The organism is Neobacillus sp. PS2-9 (assembly GCF_030915525.1).
Taxonomy (GTDB): domain Bacteria; phylum Bacillota; class Bacilli; order Bacillales; family Cytobacillaceae; genus Neobacillus.
The window spans coordinates 3,050,475-3,068,654 of the sequence record NZ_CP133269.1 but is presented as its reverse complement, the minus strand read 5'-3'; the positions used below and the strand labels follow the sequence as shown (position 1 = coordinate 3,068,654).

The 18,180-nt window shown below is 39.3% G+C and carries 16 protein-coding genes; 14 read left to right on the top strand and 2 right to left on the bottom strand.

Annotation, left to right across the window (positions count from 1 at the left end; genetic code table 11):
- Nucleotides 1-29: 29 nt before the first annotated feature.
- The 4 genes from RCG25_RS15535 (at nt 30) to RCG25_RS15520 (ending at nt 5,466) form a co-directional block, all read left to right on the top strand.
- Nucleotides 30-1,553: an aldehyde dehydrogenase family protein gene (locus RCG25_RS15535; RefSeq protein ID WP_308079729.1), complete on the top strand. Its 1,524-nt coding sequence runs from the start codon at nt 30-32 to the stop codon at nt 1,551-1,553.
- Between the two features lie 19 nt (nt 1,554-1,572).
- Nucleotides 1,573-2,784 carry an iron-containing alcohol dehydrogenase gene (locus tag RCG25_RS15530; RefSeq protein ID WP_308079728.1) on the top strand — a complete coding sequence of 404 codons (1,212 nt, stop codon included), beginning with the start codon at nt 1,573-1,575 and terminating at the stop codon, nt 2,782-2,784.
- A 459-nt stretch (nt 2,785-3,243) separates the two neighbouring features.
- Nucleotides 3,244-4,455, top strand: coding sequence for an acyl-CoA dehydrogenase family protein (locus RCG25_RS15525; protein WP_308084194.1), 1,212 nt, complete (start codon nt 3,244-3,246; stop codon nt 4,453-4,455).
- Between the two features lie 156 nt (nt 4,456-4,611).
- Nucleotides 4,612-5,466, top strand: a complete 855-nt coding sequence (locus RCG25_RS15520; RefSeq protein ID WP_308079727.1) for a GNAT family N-acetyltransferase — start codon at nt 4,612-4,614, stop codon at nt 5,464-5,466.
- 44 nt (nt 5,467-5,510) lie between these two features.
- Here RCG25_RS15520 and RCG25_RS15515 read toward each other — a convergent pair whose 3' ends face one another.
- Nucleotides 5,511-6,272 (bottom strand): flagellar motor protein MotB, encoded by a 762-nt coding sequence (locus RCG25_RS15515; RefSeq protein WP_308079726.1) that lies wholly within the window; start codon nt 6,270-6,272, stop codon nt 5,511-5,513.
- Nucleotides 6,256-7,059 carry a flagellar motor stator protein MotA gene (gene motA / locus RCG25_RS15510; protein ID WP_308084193.1) on the bottom strand — a complete coding sequence of 268 codons (804 nt, stop codon included), beginning with the start codon at nt 7,057-7,059 and terminating at the stop codon, nt 6,256-6,258. The genes RCG25_RS15515 and motA overlap by 17 nt, the downstream gene beginning before the upstream one ends.
- A gap of 295 nt (nt 7,060-7,354) precedes the next feature.
- Here motA and RCG25_RS15505 point away from each other — a divergent pair, with 295 nt between their 5' ends.
- The 10 genes from RCG25_RS15505 (at nt 7,355) to RCG25_RS15460 (ending at nt 18,131) form a co-directional block, all read left to right on the top strand.
- On the top strand, nt 7,355-8,197 hold the full coding sequence (locus RCG25_RS15505) for a CheR family methyltransferase (protein WP_308079725.1): 843 nt from the start codon (nt 7,355-7,357) through the stop codon (nt 8,195-8,197).
- The gene (locus tag RCG25_RS15500) at nt 8,166-9,203 is read left to right on the top strand and encodes a protein-glutamate methylesterase/protein-glutamine glutaminase (protein WP_308079724.1); all 1,038 of its coding nucleotides are present in this window, start codon (nt 8,166-8,168) and stop codon (nt 9,201-9,203) included. The genes RCG25_RS15505 and RCG25_RS15500 overlap by 32 nt, the downstream gene beginning before the upstream one ends.
- Before the next feature lie 200 nt (nt 9,204-9,403).
- Nucleotides 9,404-11,359 (top strand): flagellar hook-length control protein FliK, encoded by a 1,956-nt coding sequence (locus RCG25_RS15495; RefSeq protein ID WP_308079723.1) that lies wholly within the window; start codon nt 9,404-9,406, stop codon nt 11,357-11,359.
- A gap of 16 nt (nt 11,360-11,375) precedes the next feature.
- A complete protein-coding gene (gene flgD / locus RCG25_RS15490; protein ID WP_308079722.1) occupies nt 11,376-11,813 on the top strand; it encodes a flagellar hook assembly protein FlgD in 438 nt (145 codons plus the stop codon).
- 36 nt (nt 11,814-11,849) lie between these two features.
- A complete protein-coding gene (locus tag RCG25_RS15485; RefSeq protein WP_308079721.1) occupies nt 11,850-12,773 on the top strand; it encodes a flagellar hook-basal body complex protein in 924 nt (307 codons plus the stop codon).
- Between the two features lie 59 nt (nt 12,774-12,832).
- The gene (gene fliM, locus RCG25_RS15480; protein WP_308079720.1) at nt 12,833-13,807 is read left to right on the top strand and encodes a flagellar motor switch protein FliM; all 975 of its coding nucleotides are present in this window, start codon (nt 12,833-12,835) and stop codon (nt 13,805-13,807) included.
- A gap of 1 nt (nt 13,808) precedes the next feature.
- Nucleotides 13,809-14,933, top strand: coding sequence for a flagellar motor switch phosphatase FliY (gene fliY, locus RCG25_RS15475; protein ID WP_308079719.1), 1,125 nt, complete (start codon nt 13,809-13,811; stop codon nt 14,931-14,933).
- Nucleotides 14,934-14,963: 30 nt separating this feature from the next.
- Nucleotides 14,964-15,326, top strand: coding sequence for a response regulator (locus tag RCG25_RS15470; protein WP_308079718.1), 363 nt, complete (start codon nt 14,964-14,966; stop codon nt 15,324-15,326).
- A 167-nt stretch (nt 15,327-15,493) separates the two neighbouring features.
- The gene (locus tag RCG25_RS15465; protein WP_308079717.1) at nt 15,494-15,793 is read left to right on the top strand and encodes a hypothetical protein; all 300 of its coding nucleotides are present in this window, start codon (nt 15,494-15,496) and stop codon (nt 15,791-15,793) included.
- A gap of 178 nt (nt 15,794-15,971) precedes the next feature.
- Complete coding sequence (locus RCG25_RS15460; RefSeq protein ID WP_308079716.1) at nt 15,972-18,131, top strand: methyl-accepting chemotaxis protein; 2,160 nt, start codon at nt 15,972-15,974, stop codon at nt 18,129-18,131.
- The last annotated feature ends 49 nt before the right edge of the window (nt 18,132-18,180 follow it).

Below are 18,180 nucleotides of genomic sequence, written 5' to 3'. Positions count from 1 at the left end.
TGTCGAAGATTAGTAGAGGAGGAATTACGATGACAGTTAAAGTTGAGGTGCAAACATTTCCTCATTTTATCAATGGGAAATGGGAGCTAGCCAGTAGTCAGGAAACCTTTGATGTGTATAACCCTGCCAACGGAGAGTTGGTCGCAAAGGTAGCAAAAGGAACGAAGGAGGACGTCGATCGTGCGGTCATGGCTGCACGCGAAGCCTTTGACCAGGGTGATTGGAAAAACATGAAACCGAAGGATCGTGCCAATGTTCTTTATGCCATTTCCCATCAAATTGTCGAACACGCACAAGAACTAGCTTACCTAGAAGCAATTAGCTCTGGAGGAACGGTACGCCGAATCGGCAACAGTGACATTTTACAAATGGTCGATTTGTTCCAAACATTAGCGAAATTCACTTTAGAGTATCCATTTTCAGAAACGCTTCCAGTCCCGCCGTTTCCAGGACCGGCACATAACTTTATTTGGCGCGAGCCAATCGGCGTCTGTGCAGCCATTACACCATGGAATCTCCCAATGGTCATTGCCACCTGGAAGATTGCTCCGGCACTTGCCATGGGGAACACCATCGTCATGAAGCCGGCAAGCTACACACCGTTATCCACTTTGAAATTAGCAGAAATCATCTCCAAGGTGGTGCCTCCAGGTGTCATCAACGTGGTCGCAGGTCCAGGTGCTGAGGTGGGTGAAGCATTAGTCAGCCATCCAAAGGTCGATAAAGTGGCCTTCACGGGTTCAACAGAAGTCGGCAGAAACATTATGGCGCTTGCAGCAGGTACGATTAAAAATACCACCCTCGAGCTCGGTGGAAAGTCGCCCAATATTATTTTAGAGGATGCGGACCTAAACATAGCTCTCCCTGGAAGCCTGTTTGGAGTGTTTTTACACTCAGGTCAGCTTTGTGAATCTGGCACACGTTTATTTGTCCCAGATAAGCTCTATGACCAAGTAGTCGAAGGACTAGTGGCTCTCGCCAGCAAATTAAAGCTCGGCAATCCATTGGATCCGACTACTGATGTGGGTCCGGTTATTTCGAAAAAGCAGAAGGAATCCATTCTTTCCTATATTGAGTCAGGCAAACAAGAAGGTGCTACGCTTGTTTGCGGCGGGAAAGAAGTGAAGGTGGCTGGCCTTGAAGAAGGTCATTTCATTGAGCCAACCATTTTCACGAATGTAACCAATGATATGAAAATTGCTCAAGAGGAGATTTTCGGTCCTGTTTTATGTGTCATCCGATACTCAGATTTAGATGACGCGATTAAAATGGCGAACGATACCATTTATGGTTTAGCAGCTGGTGTCTGGACACGCGATGTGAATAAGGCCTATGAGGTTGCTAGAAGACTTCAGGCTGGAGTGGTTTGGATCAATGACTGGCATATGCTTCGCAGTGACGCTCCGTTCGGCGGTTACAAGCAAAGTGGAATCGGCCGCGAAATGGGTCAGCATTCCCTTGATGCCTATACACAGGTAAAACATGTTCATACATCGATGAGTCCTGAGCTTGAGAGACGCAATTGGTACGGAATTCTATTTGGCCAAAACTAATGAAGAGGTGAAGAAAACCATGAAAACAACCTTATCACAGTTCATGTTACGTACAGGAATCTACAGCGGCTCGAATTCCCGGGCAATGGTTCCTAGTTTGTTTGCCGGTCTTGGTGCCAAACGAGTGCTGCTTTTAAGTGACAGAGGATTAGAACAAGCAGGAGTCGTGGAAAAAGTGGCATCCATTTTTGATTTAACAGGTCATGGCAGCGGCCCACAATTGGTGGGAATGTATTTGGATATCAAACAGGATGCCGAAAGCCGATGCATTAATGATGCTGTTCGCTATGCACGAGAAATTGGCGCTGATTCCCTGCTAGCAGTGGGCGGCGGCAGTGTGCTTGATACGGTAAAAGGGGTGAAGTATGCGCTTCACAAAGGGCTGGCTGATATTAAGGAAGCGATTCCTGGTGGCTTGTTGTACGAATCGTTTCCAAAGGCAAATTATATTCCGATTCCGCACATCGCGATTCCAACGACAGCGGGTACGGGTTCAGAGGTTTCCCCAATTGCAGTTATTTTTAATGAAGATATTCAAATGAAAACCAATATTATCAATCCATTTATTAGTGCGGATATGGCGATTTTGGATCCTGATTTAACGGTCGGCCTTCCACCGCTGATTACGGCCTTTACGGGGTTTGACGCCTTAACCCATGCGATTGAAGCGTTGGCTTCACCTACTGCTACGGGCTTAACGGATGCGTATGCCCTGCATGCCATTCGGTTAATTGAAAAAAATCTTCCTGTTGCCGTGGCAGACGGGTGGAATCTAGATGCGCGCATGGATTTATTGCAGGCGAGTTTAATGGGAATCACTGCGTTCAGCTTTGCTTTGAATGCGATCCCAGTACACAACATGGCTCACGCGTATGGTGCTTTGTTCCGTATTCCACACGGCCTGGCAAATGCTATCTTTTTACCGGTAGTAATGGAAATGGTACCAGATTTATATTTGCCGAAGGTGGCTGAGCTGGCACAGGCATTGAATGTGGATGTGGAGGCTGAGGATACGCCACAAGAGGCATTGACGAAGGTTGTGGAAAAAATTAGACTGCTTCAGCATAAGGTGGGTCTGCCTGCTGATTTCAAACAGTACAATATTAGCGAGGAGGCGCTTCAAACGGCGATTCCAGCTGTTATGAAGGATCCAGCAGCATTGAGTTTCCCAATGCCAGCGGAGTTGATTGCGGCGATTGGGCAGAAAGTTTGTCCGGTTGGGGTGAAATAAGGTCGGGGGACAGTCCCCCGGCGCGGTAGTGCGTTAAAGTGAAATATGTGCAAAGGTGCAGATTTCTGTACCTTTGCTTCTTTACTTGTTTTAGTGGGTAGCTGTGTTGGAGAGCGGGCGACAGTAATTGTGAGCTATCCGACAGTAATGGGTGGCCATACGACAGTAAATGGGGTCTATGCGACAGTATATGGAGTATGCGACAGTAATCGGTGGTTATGCGTCAGTAAATGCAGCTTATACGACAGTAATCAATGGCTAAGCGACAGTAATCGTGAGCTATCCGACAGTAAGGTGGTATGCGCTGATTGAGAGCGGTTATCCGCCAATAGGGAAACGCTATCCGTTAATTGAATATACCTATCCGCCAATGAGGACAGCTCATCCGCCAATGGAAAACCCCAATGACAATTTTATATAAAAATCACACTAAAAACCGAGAGGAGTAACAACTATATGATGGATTTTTCCTTTTCAGAGGAGCAAGAAATGTTAAGAAAGACCGTTCGCCAGTTTGTGGACAAGGAGATCATGCCGTATATTCGCGAATGGGACGAAAAGCAGCATTTTGAGTCAAGTATTTTAAAGCGGCTCGCCAATCTAGGTCTAATGGGGGTCTGTATCCCTGAGCAATACGGTGGAAGCGGAATGGACTACAACGCTTTGGCGATTGTCTGCGAGGAATTAGAACGTGGCGATACAGCTTTCCGTACAGCCGTATCAGTCCATACCGGTCTAAACAGCATGACACTCCTTCAATGGGGCAATGAGCAGCAAAAGCAAAAATATCTCACCGCACAAGCAAAGGGCTATAAGGTTGGCGCATTCGGACTAACTGAACCGAATGCCGGGTCAGATGTGGCAGCGATGCAGACAACCGCCACCAAACAAGGTGATTATTACATATTAAACGGATCAAAAACATGGATTTCACTATGTGATGTCGCGGATTACTTTTTAGTATTCGCCTACACCGATAAAAGCAAAAAGCACCATGGGATTTCTGCCTTCATCGTAGAACGCGAGTGGGAAGGGTTTTCCTCAAAGGCAATCAAAGGAAAGCTTGGCATTCGAGCTGGTAATACTGGTGAGCTCTTTTTCGATAACGTCAAGATTCCAAAAGAAAACCTCGTTGGTGAAGAAGGAGAAGGATTCAAAATTGCCATGTCTGCCCTTGATAATGGCCGTTTCACAGTTGCAGCCGGTGCATGTGGGACAATCATGGCTAGCCTTGAGGCGAGCTTGAAATATTGCCATGAACGAAGCACCTTTGGTAAAGAGATTGGCAGACACCAACTCGTACAGCAAATGATTGCAAAAATGGAAGCAAGTCTGCAACAGTCTAGATTACTTGTTTTTAGAGCTGGATGGCTGAAAAATCAGGGAAAACGGAACACACGTGAAACGTCTCTAGCTAAATGGCAGGCCTGTGATTATGCCTATGAAGCAGCCAATGATGCGGTTCAAATCCACGGGGCATACGGTTTTTCCAATGAGTATCCGGTCGAACGATACCTCAGAAATGCCAAAGCCCCAGTGATTTATGAAGGAACACGCGAAATCCATACGGTTATGCAGGCAGAATATGTGCTTGGTTATCGAGAGGATAAACCCCTATCCAAGTCCTTGCCAGCATGGCCGTTTCAGGAAGTAGAAGAAGTGGTCAAATAAACACGTTACCCAAATCCCATTATGGCTCATAATGGGATTTTTTGAATAATCAAGAAATAGTTGCAAATGTAAGCGCTTTTTGATTTAATTAAAATAGACTGAATAGTCGATTTTCAACTTGATAATGAAAAGGCAATTTTTCATAGGAGGGGTGTTATGAACTTACAAATTAAGAGATTAACAGATTGTACCATACAAGAAATGATTACCGCATGGAATAAGGGCTTCGAAGGCTATTTTGTTCAACTGGAAATGACTCCTGAGATGTTCTTCAATCGTCTGGTCAATGAAGGACTTTCGTTACCACACTCCATCGTTGCCTTTGATGGTGAGGCACCCGTAGCCATTGTCTTAAATGGATTTAGGGTGATAAATGGGAAAAAGACTGCCTGGAATGGCGGTACTGGTATCGCAACGGAATATCGGGGCAAAGGGGTTTCCACGTTACTCATGGAAGAGATTCTAAAAATCTATGCGGAAGAGAGCTGTGAGGTCGCTACCCTTGAAGCAATTAAAGAGAATGAGAGAGCGATCCGTTTATATGCAAGATTCGGCTATGAAGTAACAGATGTACTTGTCTATTTAGCTGGTACTCTCGAAGGGGAAAAGAACTCTCAATTACAAGCCGAATTTATTCGTCCTGAACAGCTATCAACCTACTCTTTTTATAAACAAAATGTTCCATGGCAGTGCCAGTGGCAGAGTGTTAAGGCTGGTGAAGCACAAATTTATTTTGACGGTAGCCAAAACCCGGTAGGCTATTCACTTTTTAAACGAGTGTGGAACCAAGAAGGGCAGCTCGAAAAGGTATTTTTATTTCAAGTGGAATTAGTGGGAGAGGTAACGGATGAGACTTTACAAGCAGTTTTCTCAGCCATAACCGAACAACAAAACCATCCAGTCAGCTTTATGACCGTCAATGCCTCACAATCAAATCCAGTCATCCAATACTTGTTGGAGCAGGGGTTCAAGAAAACGACGGAGCAGGTACTGATGGTGAAAACCTTATAAATTCAAAAAGCCAGCTTCCTTGTAAAATAGGAAACTGGCTTTTTTTAACCTTTGCGCAAGATCACAATATTGACGCGGCGATTTGCCTGTTTGTGTTCTTTTGTATCGTTGGGAAAGAGTGGCTGGTACTCGCCGTACCCAACAAATTGCAAGCGTTCTTTAGCAATGCTTTTTGATTCAAAAAAATGAAGAACGCTGACAGCTCGGGCTGAGGAAAGCTCCCAGTTAGACTGATACTTCGAATTTTTTATCGGAACATTATCTGTATGTCCCTCTATACTAATCGGATTCGTTACAGTTTTGGATAAGCCGACTAATACATCTAGAGTCTTAAACGAGATAGCTTTTAAATCTGCTTTTCCAGGGTCAAAAAGAATAACATCTTTCAAGGAGATTTCTACACCGCGTTTTGTATCTTGAAGAGTGATTACTGCTTGAAGGTTGTTGTCTTCAATATATTTAGTTAATTGTTGCTTCAATTGTTCAAGTTCGATTTCCTCTTTACTTTGTGCTTCTTCAACGACAGGAACCGTTGCTTGTTCCTGTTGATCAGTCTTTTCGTCTGATTCCTTATCCGAAGGTTTAATGGAGAGTCCAGAATCCTTATTCTCAATTTTGGTTCCAGTTAATTCAGATTTAAAAGCTTCCATAATAGACTCATATTTAGATTTATCAACCGTACTGGAAGCAAATAAGACAATGAATAATGCCAAAAGTAGAGTTAGAATATCAGCATATGGAATCAACCAGGATTCATCGATATGTTCTTCATGCTCTTCGTCAAAATTTCTACGCTGTTTTCTCATTCGCTACTTCCTCGTTTACCTTCTCAATCTTTTTACGTTCATTTGGCGCAATGTAGACAGTTAGCTTCTTTTCTAATGCGCTTGGAGATAGTCCTTGATAAACAGCAAGCAATCCTTCAATTGTAAGAAGCTTAAATTCCTGCTCGCGTTTTGAAAGACGTTTTAATTTATTTGCAAGGGGATGCCACATAACATAACCGGAGAATATACCAAGCAAGGTTGCAATAAATGCGGCAGAAATGGAATGTCCCAATTTTTCTACATCATTTAAATTTCCAAGTGATGCAATAAGACCTATTACAGCTCCAAGAACTCCTAAGGTTGGAGCATATGTCCCCGCTTGGGTAAAGATAAGAGCTCCTGTTTTGTGTCGTTTGTCAATGGCTGCTACTTCCTCCAATAATACTTCTTCAATGAATTCAATATCATGGCCGTCAATAATCATTTCAAGGCCTTTTTTGAAAAAGGGATCTTTCGTTTCACCAGCAATTTCCTCAAGCGCTAAAAGACCCTCTCTTTTCGCAATTTCAGCACATCTTACTAAGCTGGCAACTTGCTCCGACTTTGATGGTTGTTTTGGTTCTAATAGAGCAATTTTTAGAATGATAGGAAACTTTTTTATCTCGCTGAATGGAAATGCTATTAAAACTGCGGCTGCTGTGCCTCCAAAAATAATGAGATATGCTGCCGGATTGATTAATGCAGATAAGGAGGCCCCTTTTAATACCATACCTACTCCTATCGCTATTAACGCCAATAAAAAACCAATAATACTAGACATCATAATCTCCTTTATTGTAAAAGTTTTGTAATGTAATTGTACGCTAATCACAAATTTTCGACAATAATGTTTTTTGTTTTATTTTGATTGTATCAAAATGTTTTTGTTAGTTCTTTCAAAAAAATTCTATTTGACGGTTACCTTTTTATCTAGTAATTTTATACTACATATTTGATTATATTGAAGTATGAGAGGCAACTAAGAACGGTTTATATAAACTACATAAAAGAGTGTGTGAAATAGAAAACATTGCTGCTCCTATTATTTATATGAAAGTGTAGCGAGGAAAAAGGTGATACACATGCTAGAGAATGGGTTATTAAGATTAAGCGAAATGGTATATGACTATTGTGGATTGGGATATCATGATCGGCTTCCAATTCTTAAAGATAAAATTTCTAAACGGATCATGGAATTAGGAATAACCTATGAGGATTATTGTGGTTTTTTAACAAAATCAGCTACGGAGTGGGATATCTTAATTGACTTATTAACTATTAATGAAACCTATTTTTATCGAGAAGAGGAACAATTAAACGAGTGTTGTTCCTTTGTATTGCCATTATTGAAAAGTAGAAATATGAACCGGCCAGTTAGGATATGGAGTGCTGCCTGTTCAAGTGGTGAGGAGCCATATACACTAGCTATGTTAATACAAGAAACTGGTCGGTTTTTACCAGGGACTGTAGAGATTATTGCAACTGATATTAATAAGAAGGTACTCGAGAAAGCGGAGATGGGATGGTATCATAATAGTTCTTTTGCTTTTCGACGAATACCTGAAAGCTTATTAAAAAAATATTTTATAGAAGAAAATGGTGGATACCAAATTAAATCATCTACTAAAAGAATGGTGAAGTTTCAGCATTTAAACCTACTTAACCAAGAAAAGGTTGCAGAAATTGGCGAAGTAGATATCATTTTTTGCAGGAATGTATTGATCTATTTTGATCGAGATAAAACTCAACAAGTGATTCATAGTTTATACCAAAATTTATCATCTGATGGATACTTGTTTCTTGGCCATGCTGAATCGATAACAGATACGAACATGGGATTACAAAAAGTGCGCTCTGATAAGAGCTTTTATTATCGAAAGGAATCTGATTCGAATGAAACAATACGGAGTATTAGTAGTCGATGACTCTGCTTTTATGCGGAGGGCCATAAGTCTAATGCTGGAAACGGACCCTCGATTTTTTGTAATTGGAATTGCAAGAAATGGAGTGGATGCAGTTGATAAAGTTAAACGACTAAAACCCGATCTTGTTACAATGGATATAGAGATGCCCGAAATGAACGGCCTTTGTGCATTGGAGCAGATAATGAAAACAAATCCTGTTCCTGTAGTCATGATTAGCTCCCGGACTGGAGAAGGGGCTCAAGAAACTTTACAAGCTCTAGCACTAGGTGCGGTTGATTTCTTTTTAAAAGAAAACCTGATTAGAAATCAAAACGGAGACGATCAGAGTATAGATTTTAGACAGCGCTTAGCAGGGATAGTAGAAGCTAAACTGCCTACTGTTTTATCAAAAATTAAATTGCCTGAAATGGAAGTAAGTATTGAAACTAACCAAAATACGGAACTTATTTTTATTGGCTGTTCAACAGGGGGACCAAAAGCATTACAAACGATTTTACCTTGTTTTCCGAAAGATTTTCCCGTCCCTATTGTCATTGCACAGCATATGCCACCTGGTTTCACAAAGCATTTGGCTGAAAGATTTGATTCCTTATGTCAAATGGAGGTACAAGAAGCTCAAAACGGAAAAGAAGTTAAACCAGGGACGATATATATTTGTCCTTCAGGGTACCAAACCCGTTTTGAAAAGATTGCAGGGACTATCGTATTCAAAGTGGACGATTGTGATATGGTGAATGAATTATATAAGCCATCCATTGATATAACTCTAAGTTCAGCGGCTCCTATTTTCACCGATAAATTGTTATCAATCATTTTGACAGGAATGGGTGTTGATGGTGCAAAAGGTTGTGGGGAGGTAAAAAAGTATAATGGAAAAGTGTTTGTAGAATCAGAAGAATCGTGTACAGTATATGGCATGCCGAAAGCTGTATTGGAAGCTGGTTTTGCAGATGGACAATTTGTTTTGTCGCAGATGTATAGTAAGATTACTTCTTTTTTATTGTAATTTAGAGAGAACAAGTAGTATCTATGGATGCTGCTTGTTTTTTTATCATATGTTGGTAACAAAATCTATCAAAATATTTGTCGATATAAAAGATATAAATTGAAAAAGTAATCGAAAATTGTCATGACGAATTCAGGTCCATGAGGTATAATGTAGATTAATTGAAACTTTGGATATTAGAAATGAGAGGAGGTAACTGTTTGGGTATCACTCCAATTGACATCAAAATAAATCAAACAAACCAACAAAACGGAGGAAAAACTAATACACCTTCGCCTATGGCAGGTTCAGGAAATTCCTTTGATCAAATAATAGCGATGTTTAAACATCTAGACCAATCACCTAATAGTGATAAACAGTCAGCCCAGCTTTCAATACCAAATGGATCTAATCAAGTAGGAAAATTAACTCAAGCCGAGGTTTTTTTGAATCCGTCAAAGATCACAGATAAAGAACCTGCAGAATTGATTGAATTGGGTGAATCAGTAAACCAACTTAACTTATTAAAAGTCAAGTTGGAAGATATCCCGTTAAACTCAAAGGAAATCAACGCAAGTGTATTAAGTGCTATACCTATAAATCTAGAAGACAGCCAGTATGATTCTGATAAGGCAGTTTTAATAGATTCTAAACCAGCCATGGTAAATGAAAAGGGCGAAAATAAAAAAAATGTGTCAGTTTCCAAATACATTGAATCAAAAAAACTAAATGACGAAGATTTCGGGAAGATAGACGGAGTCTTGACTTCATTAGTTTCTCTAATGGAGCAAGTGCAGCAATTAGATGAAACATTAGTTGTTCCCAAAAAAAATGCTCCTGATACATCTGACACATTAGTAGATTCTCAACGAACTCTTGTTATGCAAGCATCTTCTTTGGATACTCCTAATGTGTATCAACGAGCTGCAAAATTTCTAGTATCCCCACTGGTGGATACTTCTGATTCACCCATGGAGTATCAAAGACCAGTTGAACAACCAGCGTCTACGATACAGAATGCTTCTGATTCACCTATGGAGTATCAAAGACCAGTTGAGCAACCACCGTCTTCAATAAAAAATGACCCTGATTCACCTATGGTATATCAAAGACCAGTTGAACAACCACTGACTTCAATAAAAAATGATTCTGATTGGCCTATGGTTTCACAGCAATCACTTGAAGAAAATATGGTAAATCCTTTATCTAAATCCATCCAAATGGTTAGGGAGACTATAAGTCAGGCGATACAAAAAGTGAAAGAAGAATGGAACCTTTCACCTCACGAAACAAATCAAATTTTACAAAAAATACACATCTTATTAGGTGAAATAAAAGCAAAACAGTCTTATGAATTCCCAACTAATTTTGAAGAAAAAATTCAAATAATTTTGAATGGACTTAAATTTGAGAACCAGTCGGGTATGGGTGTACATTCTGATACAATCGAACGAAGACTAATTCCTAATTCAAAACAAGGTATGACACTCGATAAAAATCAAGTTATATTCTCAGCTATGCCTCAGCAAGTAAACCCCGAGGGAAGTCGAGAGTCACGAGTAACGTCTATTCCAAAATTAGATGATGTACAAAAAAATAGTGACCAATCAATAATTGTGAATCATCAACAACCGATATTACCTGTAGATACTTCCAAACCTGAAAACTTACCAAATAAGCTAGTAATTTCAGATTTTAGTAAAGAAGTAAGTGAATGGATTAGTAGCTTTGTAAGAATATCCAACGGTAGGTCAGGTAGTACAGAGGCTAAATTTTCTTTATTTCCTGAGCATTTAGGCCATATCGAAATAAATGTTACTACACAGCATGGGCAGATTTCAGCCCAAATATTGACTGACACATCGGTGGCTAAAGAGGTATTAGAGGGGCAGCTTCATCACTTAAAGCAAGCATTACAGCAGTTTGGTTTGCAGGTGCAAAAGCTTGATGTTGTACAACAGCCAACCGTTTCTGTAGATACTAATCAAGCAGGATTATCTTTCTCCCAGGATGGATCCCAGTCGTCTCGTCAACAGCATACTTTTACCTCAGCACAGGATGGTTCAAACGAACAACGAGAATTATCTGAACAAACAGAAAGAGAGCGGGAGGTTTTACCTATTACATATGGTGGAGCAGTTCGAAATACAAGCTCCCGAATTGATTTCACTGCATAGGAAGGAGCTATTGAAAGTGAGTAATTGGGTGGATGTTAATACAGTAGCTAAAAATAATTCAATATATAATAACGTACAACCGTTTGAACAAAAAAGCGTTCTTGGTAAGGATGATTTTTTAAAGATCTTAACTACTCAATTGGCAAACCAAGACCCTTCTAGTCCCCTTCAGGATAAAGATTTTATTGCGCAGATGGCAACATTTAGCTCTCTAGAGCAAATGACAAACTTAAATAAGGCTTTTGAAAAATTTTCTAGCAATCAAATGAGTCAATTTGCAGCAGTTATAGGAAAAGAAATTAGCTGGACACCTGATGGATCAGTATCACCTGTAACAGGTGTGGTAACGGGGATTTCGAATCAAAATAGTAATTATTACTATTTGGTAGGGGATCAAAAAATCCCAATCTCAGCGGTAACTGAAATTAAACAGTTAAAAACAGAAACGAACTAATACTACTTTATATATATATAATAGGAGGAACAAACAATGTTAAAGTCGCTTTACTCTGGGGTTTCTGGAATGAAAGGTTTTCAAACGAAACTTGATATCATTGGTAATAACGTTGCCAATGTCAATACAGTCGGATTTAAAAAGAGCCGTGTAATGTTTCAAGATATTATTAATCAAAATATTTCTGGAGCTACTGCACCGACTACCAAAAGTGGAGGAATCAATCCACAACAAGTGGGGCTTGGAACAAAGATAGGGTCTATCGATACCGTTCATACTCCAGGAAGCCCAATGACAACTAATGTTGGAACGGATTTAGCGATTGACGGAGATGCTTTTTTTGTGGTGAGCCCTGAAACACCTGGTACAGATGTCCCTACATACTTAACAAAGGCTGGAAACTTTACTCGAGATACGAATGGTTTCTTAGTTAATTCAAATGGCTTCTTTGTAAATGGTGTAGTGGTCGGTGGCGATGGAAAACCGCAAAATGCAGAAATAAAGATTGTAGCGGATGAATTGAATCTTGATAAAGACGGAAAAACACAGAAATTCACTTCATTTTCCATCGATTCTAATGGCTATATAAATGTTGTGCGAGAAGATGGGGAAAGTGGAAAATTAGCAATGGACAGTGCAGGTAAATACTACTTGAGCACTAATGAGAATTCAATTGAGAATATATCATTAGCAACCGCTGTCGTTCCAAACCCTGCAGGCTTAAAGAAAATAGGTAACACAATGTTTGAGGGAACAGGAAATTCTGGCGATATTACACCTGACAGGATTGAAAATAATAAAGGTGGAACAGTTAATGCAGGAATTCTTGAGATGTCCAACGTTGATTTAACAGAAGAATTTACGGAAATGATCGTTGCACAACGTGGATTCCAAGCAAATGCTAGAACAATAACTACTTCCGATTCTATTTTAGAAGAAGTAGTAAACTTAAAACGATAATAGAGTACTAATAGACTAAAATGATTGAATAACTCAGGGAAGAGTTAGGGGGATGCCCTTTGGCAGATGTATTATCACAACAAGAGATCGATGCCCTGTTATCCGCCTTAAATAATGGTGAAATACAAGCGTCCGATGTAACGGTTAAAGATGAAAAAGTAAAACTATATGACTTCAAACGTGCCATGCGTTATTCCAAGGAACAGCTGAGAAGTATTACGAGAATTCATGAGAATTTTACTAGATTGCTAACTTCTTATCTTTCAGCCCAACTTAGAACCTACGTTCAAATTCAAATAGATCTGGTAGACCAAGTAAACTACCAAGAATATATCGCGTCTATCCCCTCGCGTACAATTTTGAACGTATTTGAAGTTCAACCGATGGATGGAAAAATGGTAATGGAAATGAATCCTATGGTAGCCTACGCAATTTTAGAACGATTGCTGGGAGGACAAGGGGATTCATCATCACGTAACGGGTCATTAACTGAGATAGAAACTGTACTTTTACAAAAAATATTTTCAAGAGCATCAGACATATATCAAAATGCGTGGAAAAATATTGAAAATATGAAAGTAAGATCGGAAGCGATTGAATCAAATCCGCAATTTATCCAAATTTCTTCTCCAAATGATACAGTAATTGTTATAGCTCTCCACACCACTATTGGAGAAATAACAGGAAGAATGACTTTATGTATACCACATCTAATTGTGGAACCTGTTTTGCCAAAATTATCAACACATCAATGGCTTTCTACGATGTCGAAAACAAGTGTACCTCAGCAGGATAAAATTAAGCAAAACCTGGACACAGTAGGTGTACCCGTTATTGCAGAGCTAGGAAGGGCTACATTACCGATATCCGAACTCTACAACCTGCAGGTTGGAGATGTGATTGGTATTGAAACTGGAAAAATTCAAGTCAAGGTGGATCAAGTGACTAGATTTATAGGCAATCCGGGTCTTCAAAAAGGACGTTATGCTGTCCAAATCGAAGAAACAATCGACTCTGAAGGAGATGACATATAAAATGAACGAGGGGTTATTATCTCAAGAAGAGATCAACGCACTGTTTAATCAAATGAACGAGACACCTAGCTTGTCTATAGATGATTTTTTGAGTTCCTTGGAGCAGGACGCTTTAGGAGAGATTGGAAACATTGCACTAGGGAGCTCTACTACCGCGTTATCTTCACTGCTGAACCAACGGGTAGAAATTACCACACCTACACTGGCTGTGATTGAGCAGGAGAAAATGGAAGAGTTAATAAGAGAAAAGCATGTAGCAGTACATGTGGATTATACAGAGGGCATCCGTGGTAAAAATTTGTTAATGATCAAAGAGAACGATGCTAAGATTATAGCCAATTTGATGATGGGTGGTGATGGCACTTCCCTTGAACCTGAACTATCTGAACTTCATCTAAGTGCCGTTCAGGAAGCGATGAACCAAATGATGGGTTCTGCTGCTACATCAATGTCCACCATATTTAGCCAGAAGGTGGATATCTCGCCACCAATAATTGATGTACTTGGATTTCCACCTAAAAAATTAGAAGATCTTGAAGATGATATAATTTTAGAAATATCTTTCCGCTTGAAGGTTGGAAGTTTAATTGATTCCAATATGATTCAATTTATTCCTTTGTCCTTTGGAAAGGATATGATCCAAAAAATTATGTCACCAAGTAAGCCTGCGGAACCAAGTGTGAAGATTGAGAAAGTAGCAACTCCAGCACCTAGTCAACCGGTTTCGATGCAAGAAGTTCCTTCTGCACATTATCAAGAACAGGTTGTTTCACAAAACAGTACTCAGCAAACCTCATTCAATGCGAATGTTCAAAAAGTTGAGTACAGTACCTTTACCGAAACTAGATCTAGTGATGCTCATCCTGGAAATATTGATATGTTATTTGATATTCCACTTGAAATAACAGTTGAGTTAGGGCGTACAAAAATGCAAATCCGCAAAATTTTGGAGTTGGGTCCTGGCGCTGTTATTCAATTAGATAAATTGGCAGGAGAACCTGTGGATATTCTTGCAAATCATAAGTTGATTGCCAAGGGTGAAGTGGTCGTAATAGAAGAAAGCTTTGGAGTGCGAATTACAGATATTATCAGCCAAATTGACCGTATTACTAATATGACCAATTAATATCAACAAAGAATGTAGGAGGAGAAAACTATGGCTAGGGTATTAATCGTTGATGATGCAGCATTTATGCGTATGATGTTAAAAGATATATTGACTAAGAATGGGCTTGAGGTTGTTGGTGAAGCAGTAAATGGAGCTGACGCCGTAGATAAATACCGTGAACTTAATCCTGATATTGTGACAATGGATATTACAATGCCAGAAAAAGATGGAATTAGTGCTGTTAAGGAAATCAGAGCTTTACACCCGCAAGCTAAAATCATTATGTGCTCAGCAATGGGGCAGCAGCCAATGGTATTAGAAGCTATTCAAGCTGGGGCAAAAGATTTTGTAGTGAAACCTTTCCAACCTGACAGAGTAATGGAATCAATTAAAAAAGTTTTAGGCAGCTAATCATTTACTATGCACAGCATGGTTAGTAACTATTAATTTCAATTTGTTAAAAGGGAGTGGGGCTCTTGGCCACGCCACAGCTTGGGAATTGTCCAAAATGCAGGAAACTTTATCTTCGCATTAGAAATATATGCGATGAATGTCACCAAAAAGCGGAAGAGGATTTTTTGAAAACAGCGGCCTATCTCCGTGAATATCCGGGAAGTACCATTCAAGAAGTGAGTGAAGAAACCAAAGTCTCCGTAGCTCAAATTCGGGAATATATATTAACGGGTCGAATTCTAATGGGAAGTTTTCCTAACTTAACCTACCCTTGCGAAACTTGTGGGAATATGATTCGGGTGGGCAGGGTATGCAAGAGCTGTACGACACAGATTAAACAGTTAGATCCTAACAGTCAACAAGAAGTAGATCGCAGCCCAGAACGAGATGACAAGGCAGGCGGCTACATAACAAGATACTTATAAGCTAAAAAAAGCGAGATGTTATTAGAACCTTACATGGTTCCTAGCACTCTCGCTTTTTTAATAAAAATACCTATATAGAAAACTATCAAAAAATTTCGATTTCGAATCAAAATATATACTACTATGTAGTATATATTCTTTAATGTAGTAGTTGCGCGTAAAGGAGATGTAAGTAAAGTTGGAGAAAATAAGAAATTTATCAATGGGTGTTAAGCTCTGGGGCAGTTTTATTATTGTACTGTTATTTTTGGGATCTATTTCTATCGCTTCATATAATAAGATTAATACATTAAGTGATCATGTCGGTGAATTGGGCAGTACCCAAGTACCAGTTCTAGAAATCATCGGAAATTTAAAAGAAGAAGTAACAAGTATTAGAATGTATGCCTCTCAGCATGCCTATGAACAAGATGCTTCAACCAAAGCTAACCTTGAAAATTATATTAAAGTAGAAGCAACAAAAGTAAGAAAAAATATTAAAGAGTTACAAAAACTAGAAACTACATCAGAAAACAAAAAGTTTTTAGATGAGTTTAGTAAAGATTTTGAAAAATATGTAGCCTATACTCCTGACTTTTTTGAAAAATCAAAGAGTAATAATTATGAAGAAGTACACGGGAAGATGGGACTATTATCAGCTCTTGGCGGTAAAACAATGGTTTCCCTTGATCATTTGTCAAAGAGTGTCAAAAAGACAAATGATGGAATCATTGAAAAGGCAGATAAGGATTCATCAAATGCTATTATTCAAATCATTGTGGTTTCGATTATTGCTATGTTCTTTAGTATATTGGTTGCATTTCTTATTAATAACCTCATTAGACGGTCGGTGTCTGGAGTGGTTAAAAATGCAGAGATTACCACGAATTCTGCTGACGAAATAAAAAAATCAATCGATAAGACAGCAACAAGTGCACAAGAGTTAGAAGAATCTATGAATAAAGCGAACGATTCAGTAGGGGAACTGGTAGCTTCTATTCAACAAGTGGCTGGTAATACCAATGTAACTGCCTCGGGTGTCGATGAAATTTCTGCTGCTGTTGAGCAAATGAGCGCCTCCATTAATTTAGTTAAAGGAAGTGCTGATTATTTGTCATCTTCAGCTGAGGAGACTTCTTCTGCTATCCAGGAAATGATGGCTTCTATTGAACAGGTTGCTGCAAGTACAAGTAATGTGAATGAAAGTGTAGAAAAATTCTCAGAAGCGATTGAGGGAATGAGTGAATCAATTAAAGGAGTCAGTGAATATGCAGTTAGTTTAACCGATACTGCTGAAAAAACTTCTGAAACCGTTGAGGAAATGGTTGTTTCCATTAAGCAGGTGGCTGCAAGTGCACAAACAGTTAACCAGCTAAGTAAAGAAGTAAAAGATGACGCATATAAAGGAACAATCTCTTTAAATGAAACCCTAAATGGAATGAAAGAGATTTCTTATGTGATTGAACAAGCTAGTGATGTAATGGAGAACTTAGGTAAAAGTTCGGAGGAGATTGGAAGTATCGTTGCTGTAATTGATGATATTGCTGATCAAACAAATTTATTAGCACTTAATGCAGCAATTGAAGCAGCGCGTGCGGGTGAACATGGTAAGGGATTTGCGGTAGTAGCCGATGAAGTACGTAAGCTTGCAGAGAGATCGGCAAAAGCAACAAAAGAAATTGCAAGCCTAGTAAAAGGCATTCAAAATGAAACGACTGTAGCTGTAGCCTCTATTAAAGAGGGCGCTGATAAGGTAAAAGTAGGAAATGACCTAGCTGAACAAACTAATCAGGCAATTAAGAAAATAGCAGAAGGTATTGCGCAAGTAACAGATGAAATGAATCAAATCGCTAAAGCGACGGAAGAACAAACGAAGAATAGTGAATTTATTACTAAAGCGGTAGAAAGTGTTACGACTCAGGCTGTTCAAATGACTCAATCAGCACAAGAACAAACGGTTACTTCTGAAGCAATTGTTAAAGGGATTGTCGATACAAAAGAACAAATCCAACAAATTTCAATTGCAACAGCTGAACAAGCAAAAGGAAGCCATGCAATCGTAACAGCCATTGAAAATGTGACTAACCAATCTAGTTCAGTGACAAGTGCAACAAAAGAACAAGCATTAACTGCTGAAGAAATTGTACGAAATATTAACAGTATTAAAGATATGGTTCAACAAATGCTAATTGCAACAAATGACCAAGCAAGATATGGACAGGAGATTGCATTAGAGGTAGCAAATGTTCAAAAACAAACCGAAGAGTTGAATTCAAGCATCGAAACGCAAACAAAAGAAGTCGATGAGGTAGTACTAGCAATTACAGATGTAAACTCACAGATTAAGAAACTAAAATAAATAATCAAGGGGCGCTTTCGCGATATTTGCGGAGGCGTTTTATTCATAC

What these genes read in the sequence shown, in the direction of transcription:
- RCG25_RS15530 (WP_308079728.1), top strand. Translation starts at nt 1,573, where the DNA reads ATGAAAACAACCTTATCACAGTTCATGTTACGTACAGGAATCTACAGC.
- RCG25_RS15515 (WP_308079726.1), bottom strand. Translation starts at nt 6,272, where the DNA reads ATGAGAAAACAGCGTAGAAATTTTGACGAAGAGCATGAAGAACATATC.
- RCG25_RS15500 (WP_308079724.1), top strand. Translation starts at nt 8,166, where the DNA reads ATGAAACAATACGGAGTATTAGTAGTCGATGACTCTGCTTTTATGCGG.
- RCG25_RS15470 (WP_308079718.1), top strand. Translation starts at nt 14,964, where the DNA reads ATGGCTAGGGTATTAATCGTTGATGATGCAGCATTTATGCGTATGATG.
- fliY (WP_308079719.1), top strand. Translation starts at nt 13,809, where the DNA reads ATGAACGAGGGGTTATTATCTCAAGAAGAGATCAACGCACTGTTTAAT.
- RCG25_RS15485 (WP_308079721.1), top strand. Translation starts at nt 11,850, where the DNA reads ATGTTAAAGTCGCTTTACTCTGGGGTTTCTGGAATGAAAGGTTTTCAA.
- RCG25_RS15525 (WP_308084194.1), top strand. Translation starts at nt 3,244, where the DNA reads ATGGATTTTTCCTTTTCAGAGGAGCAAGAAATGTTAAGAAAGACCGTT.
- RCG25_RS15520 (WP_308079727.1), top strand. Translation starts at nt 4,612, where the DNA reads ATGAACTTACAAATTAAGAGATTAACAGATTGTACCATACAAGAAATG.
- RCG25_RS15505 (WP_308079725.1), top strand. Translation starts at nt 7,355, where the DNA reads ATGCTAGAGAATGGGTTATTAAGATTAAGCGAAATGGTATATGACTAT.
- RCG25_RS15535 (WP_308079729.1), top strand. Translation starts at nt 30, where the DNA reads ATGACAGTTAAAGTTGAGGTGCAAACATTTCCTCATTTTATCAATGGG.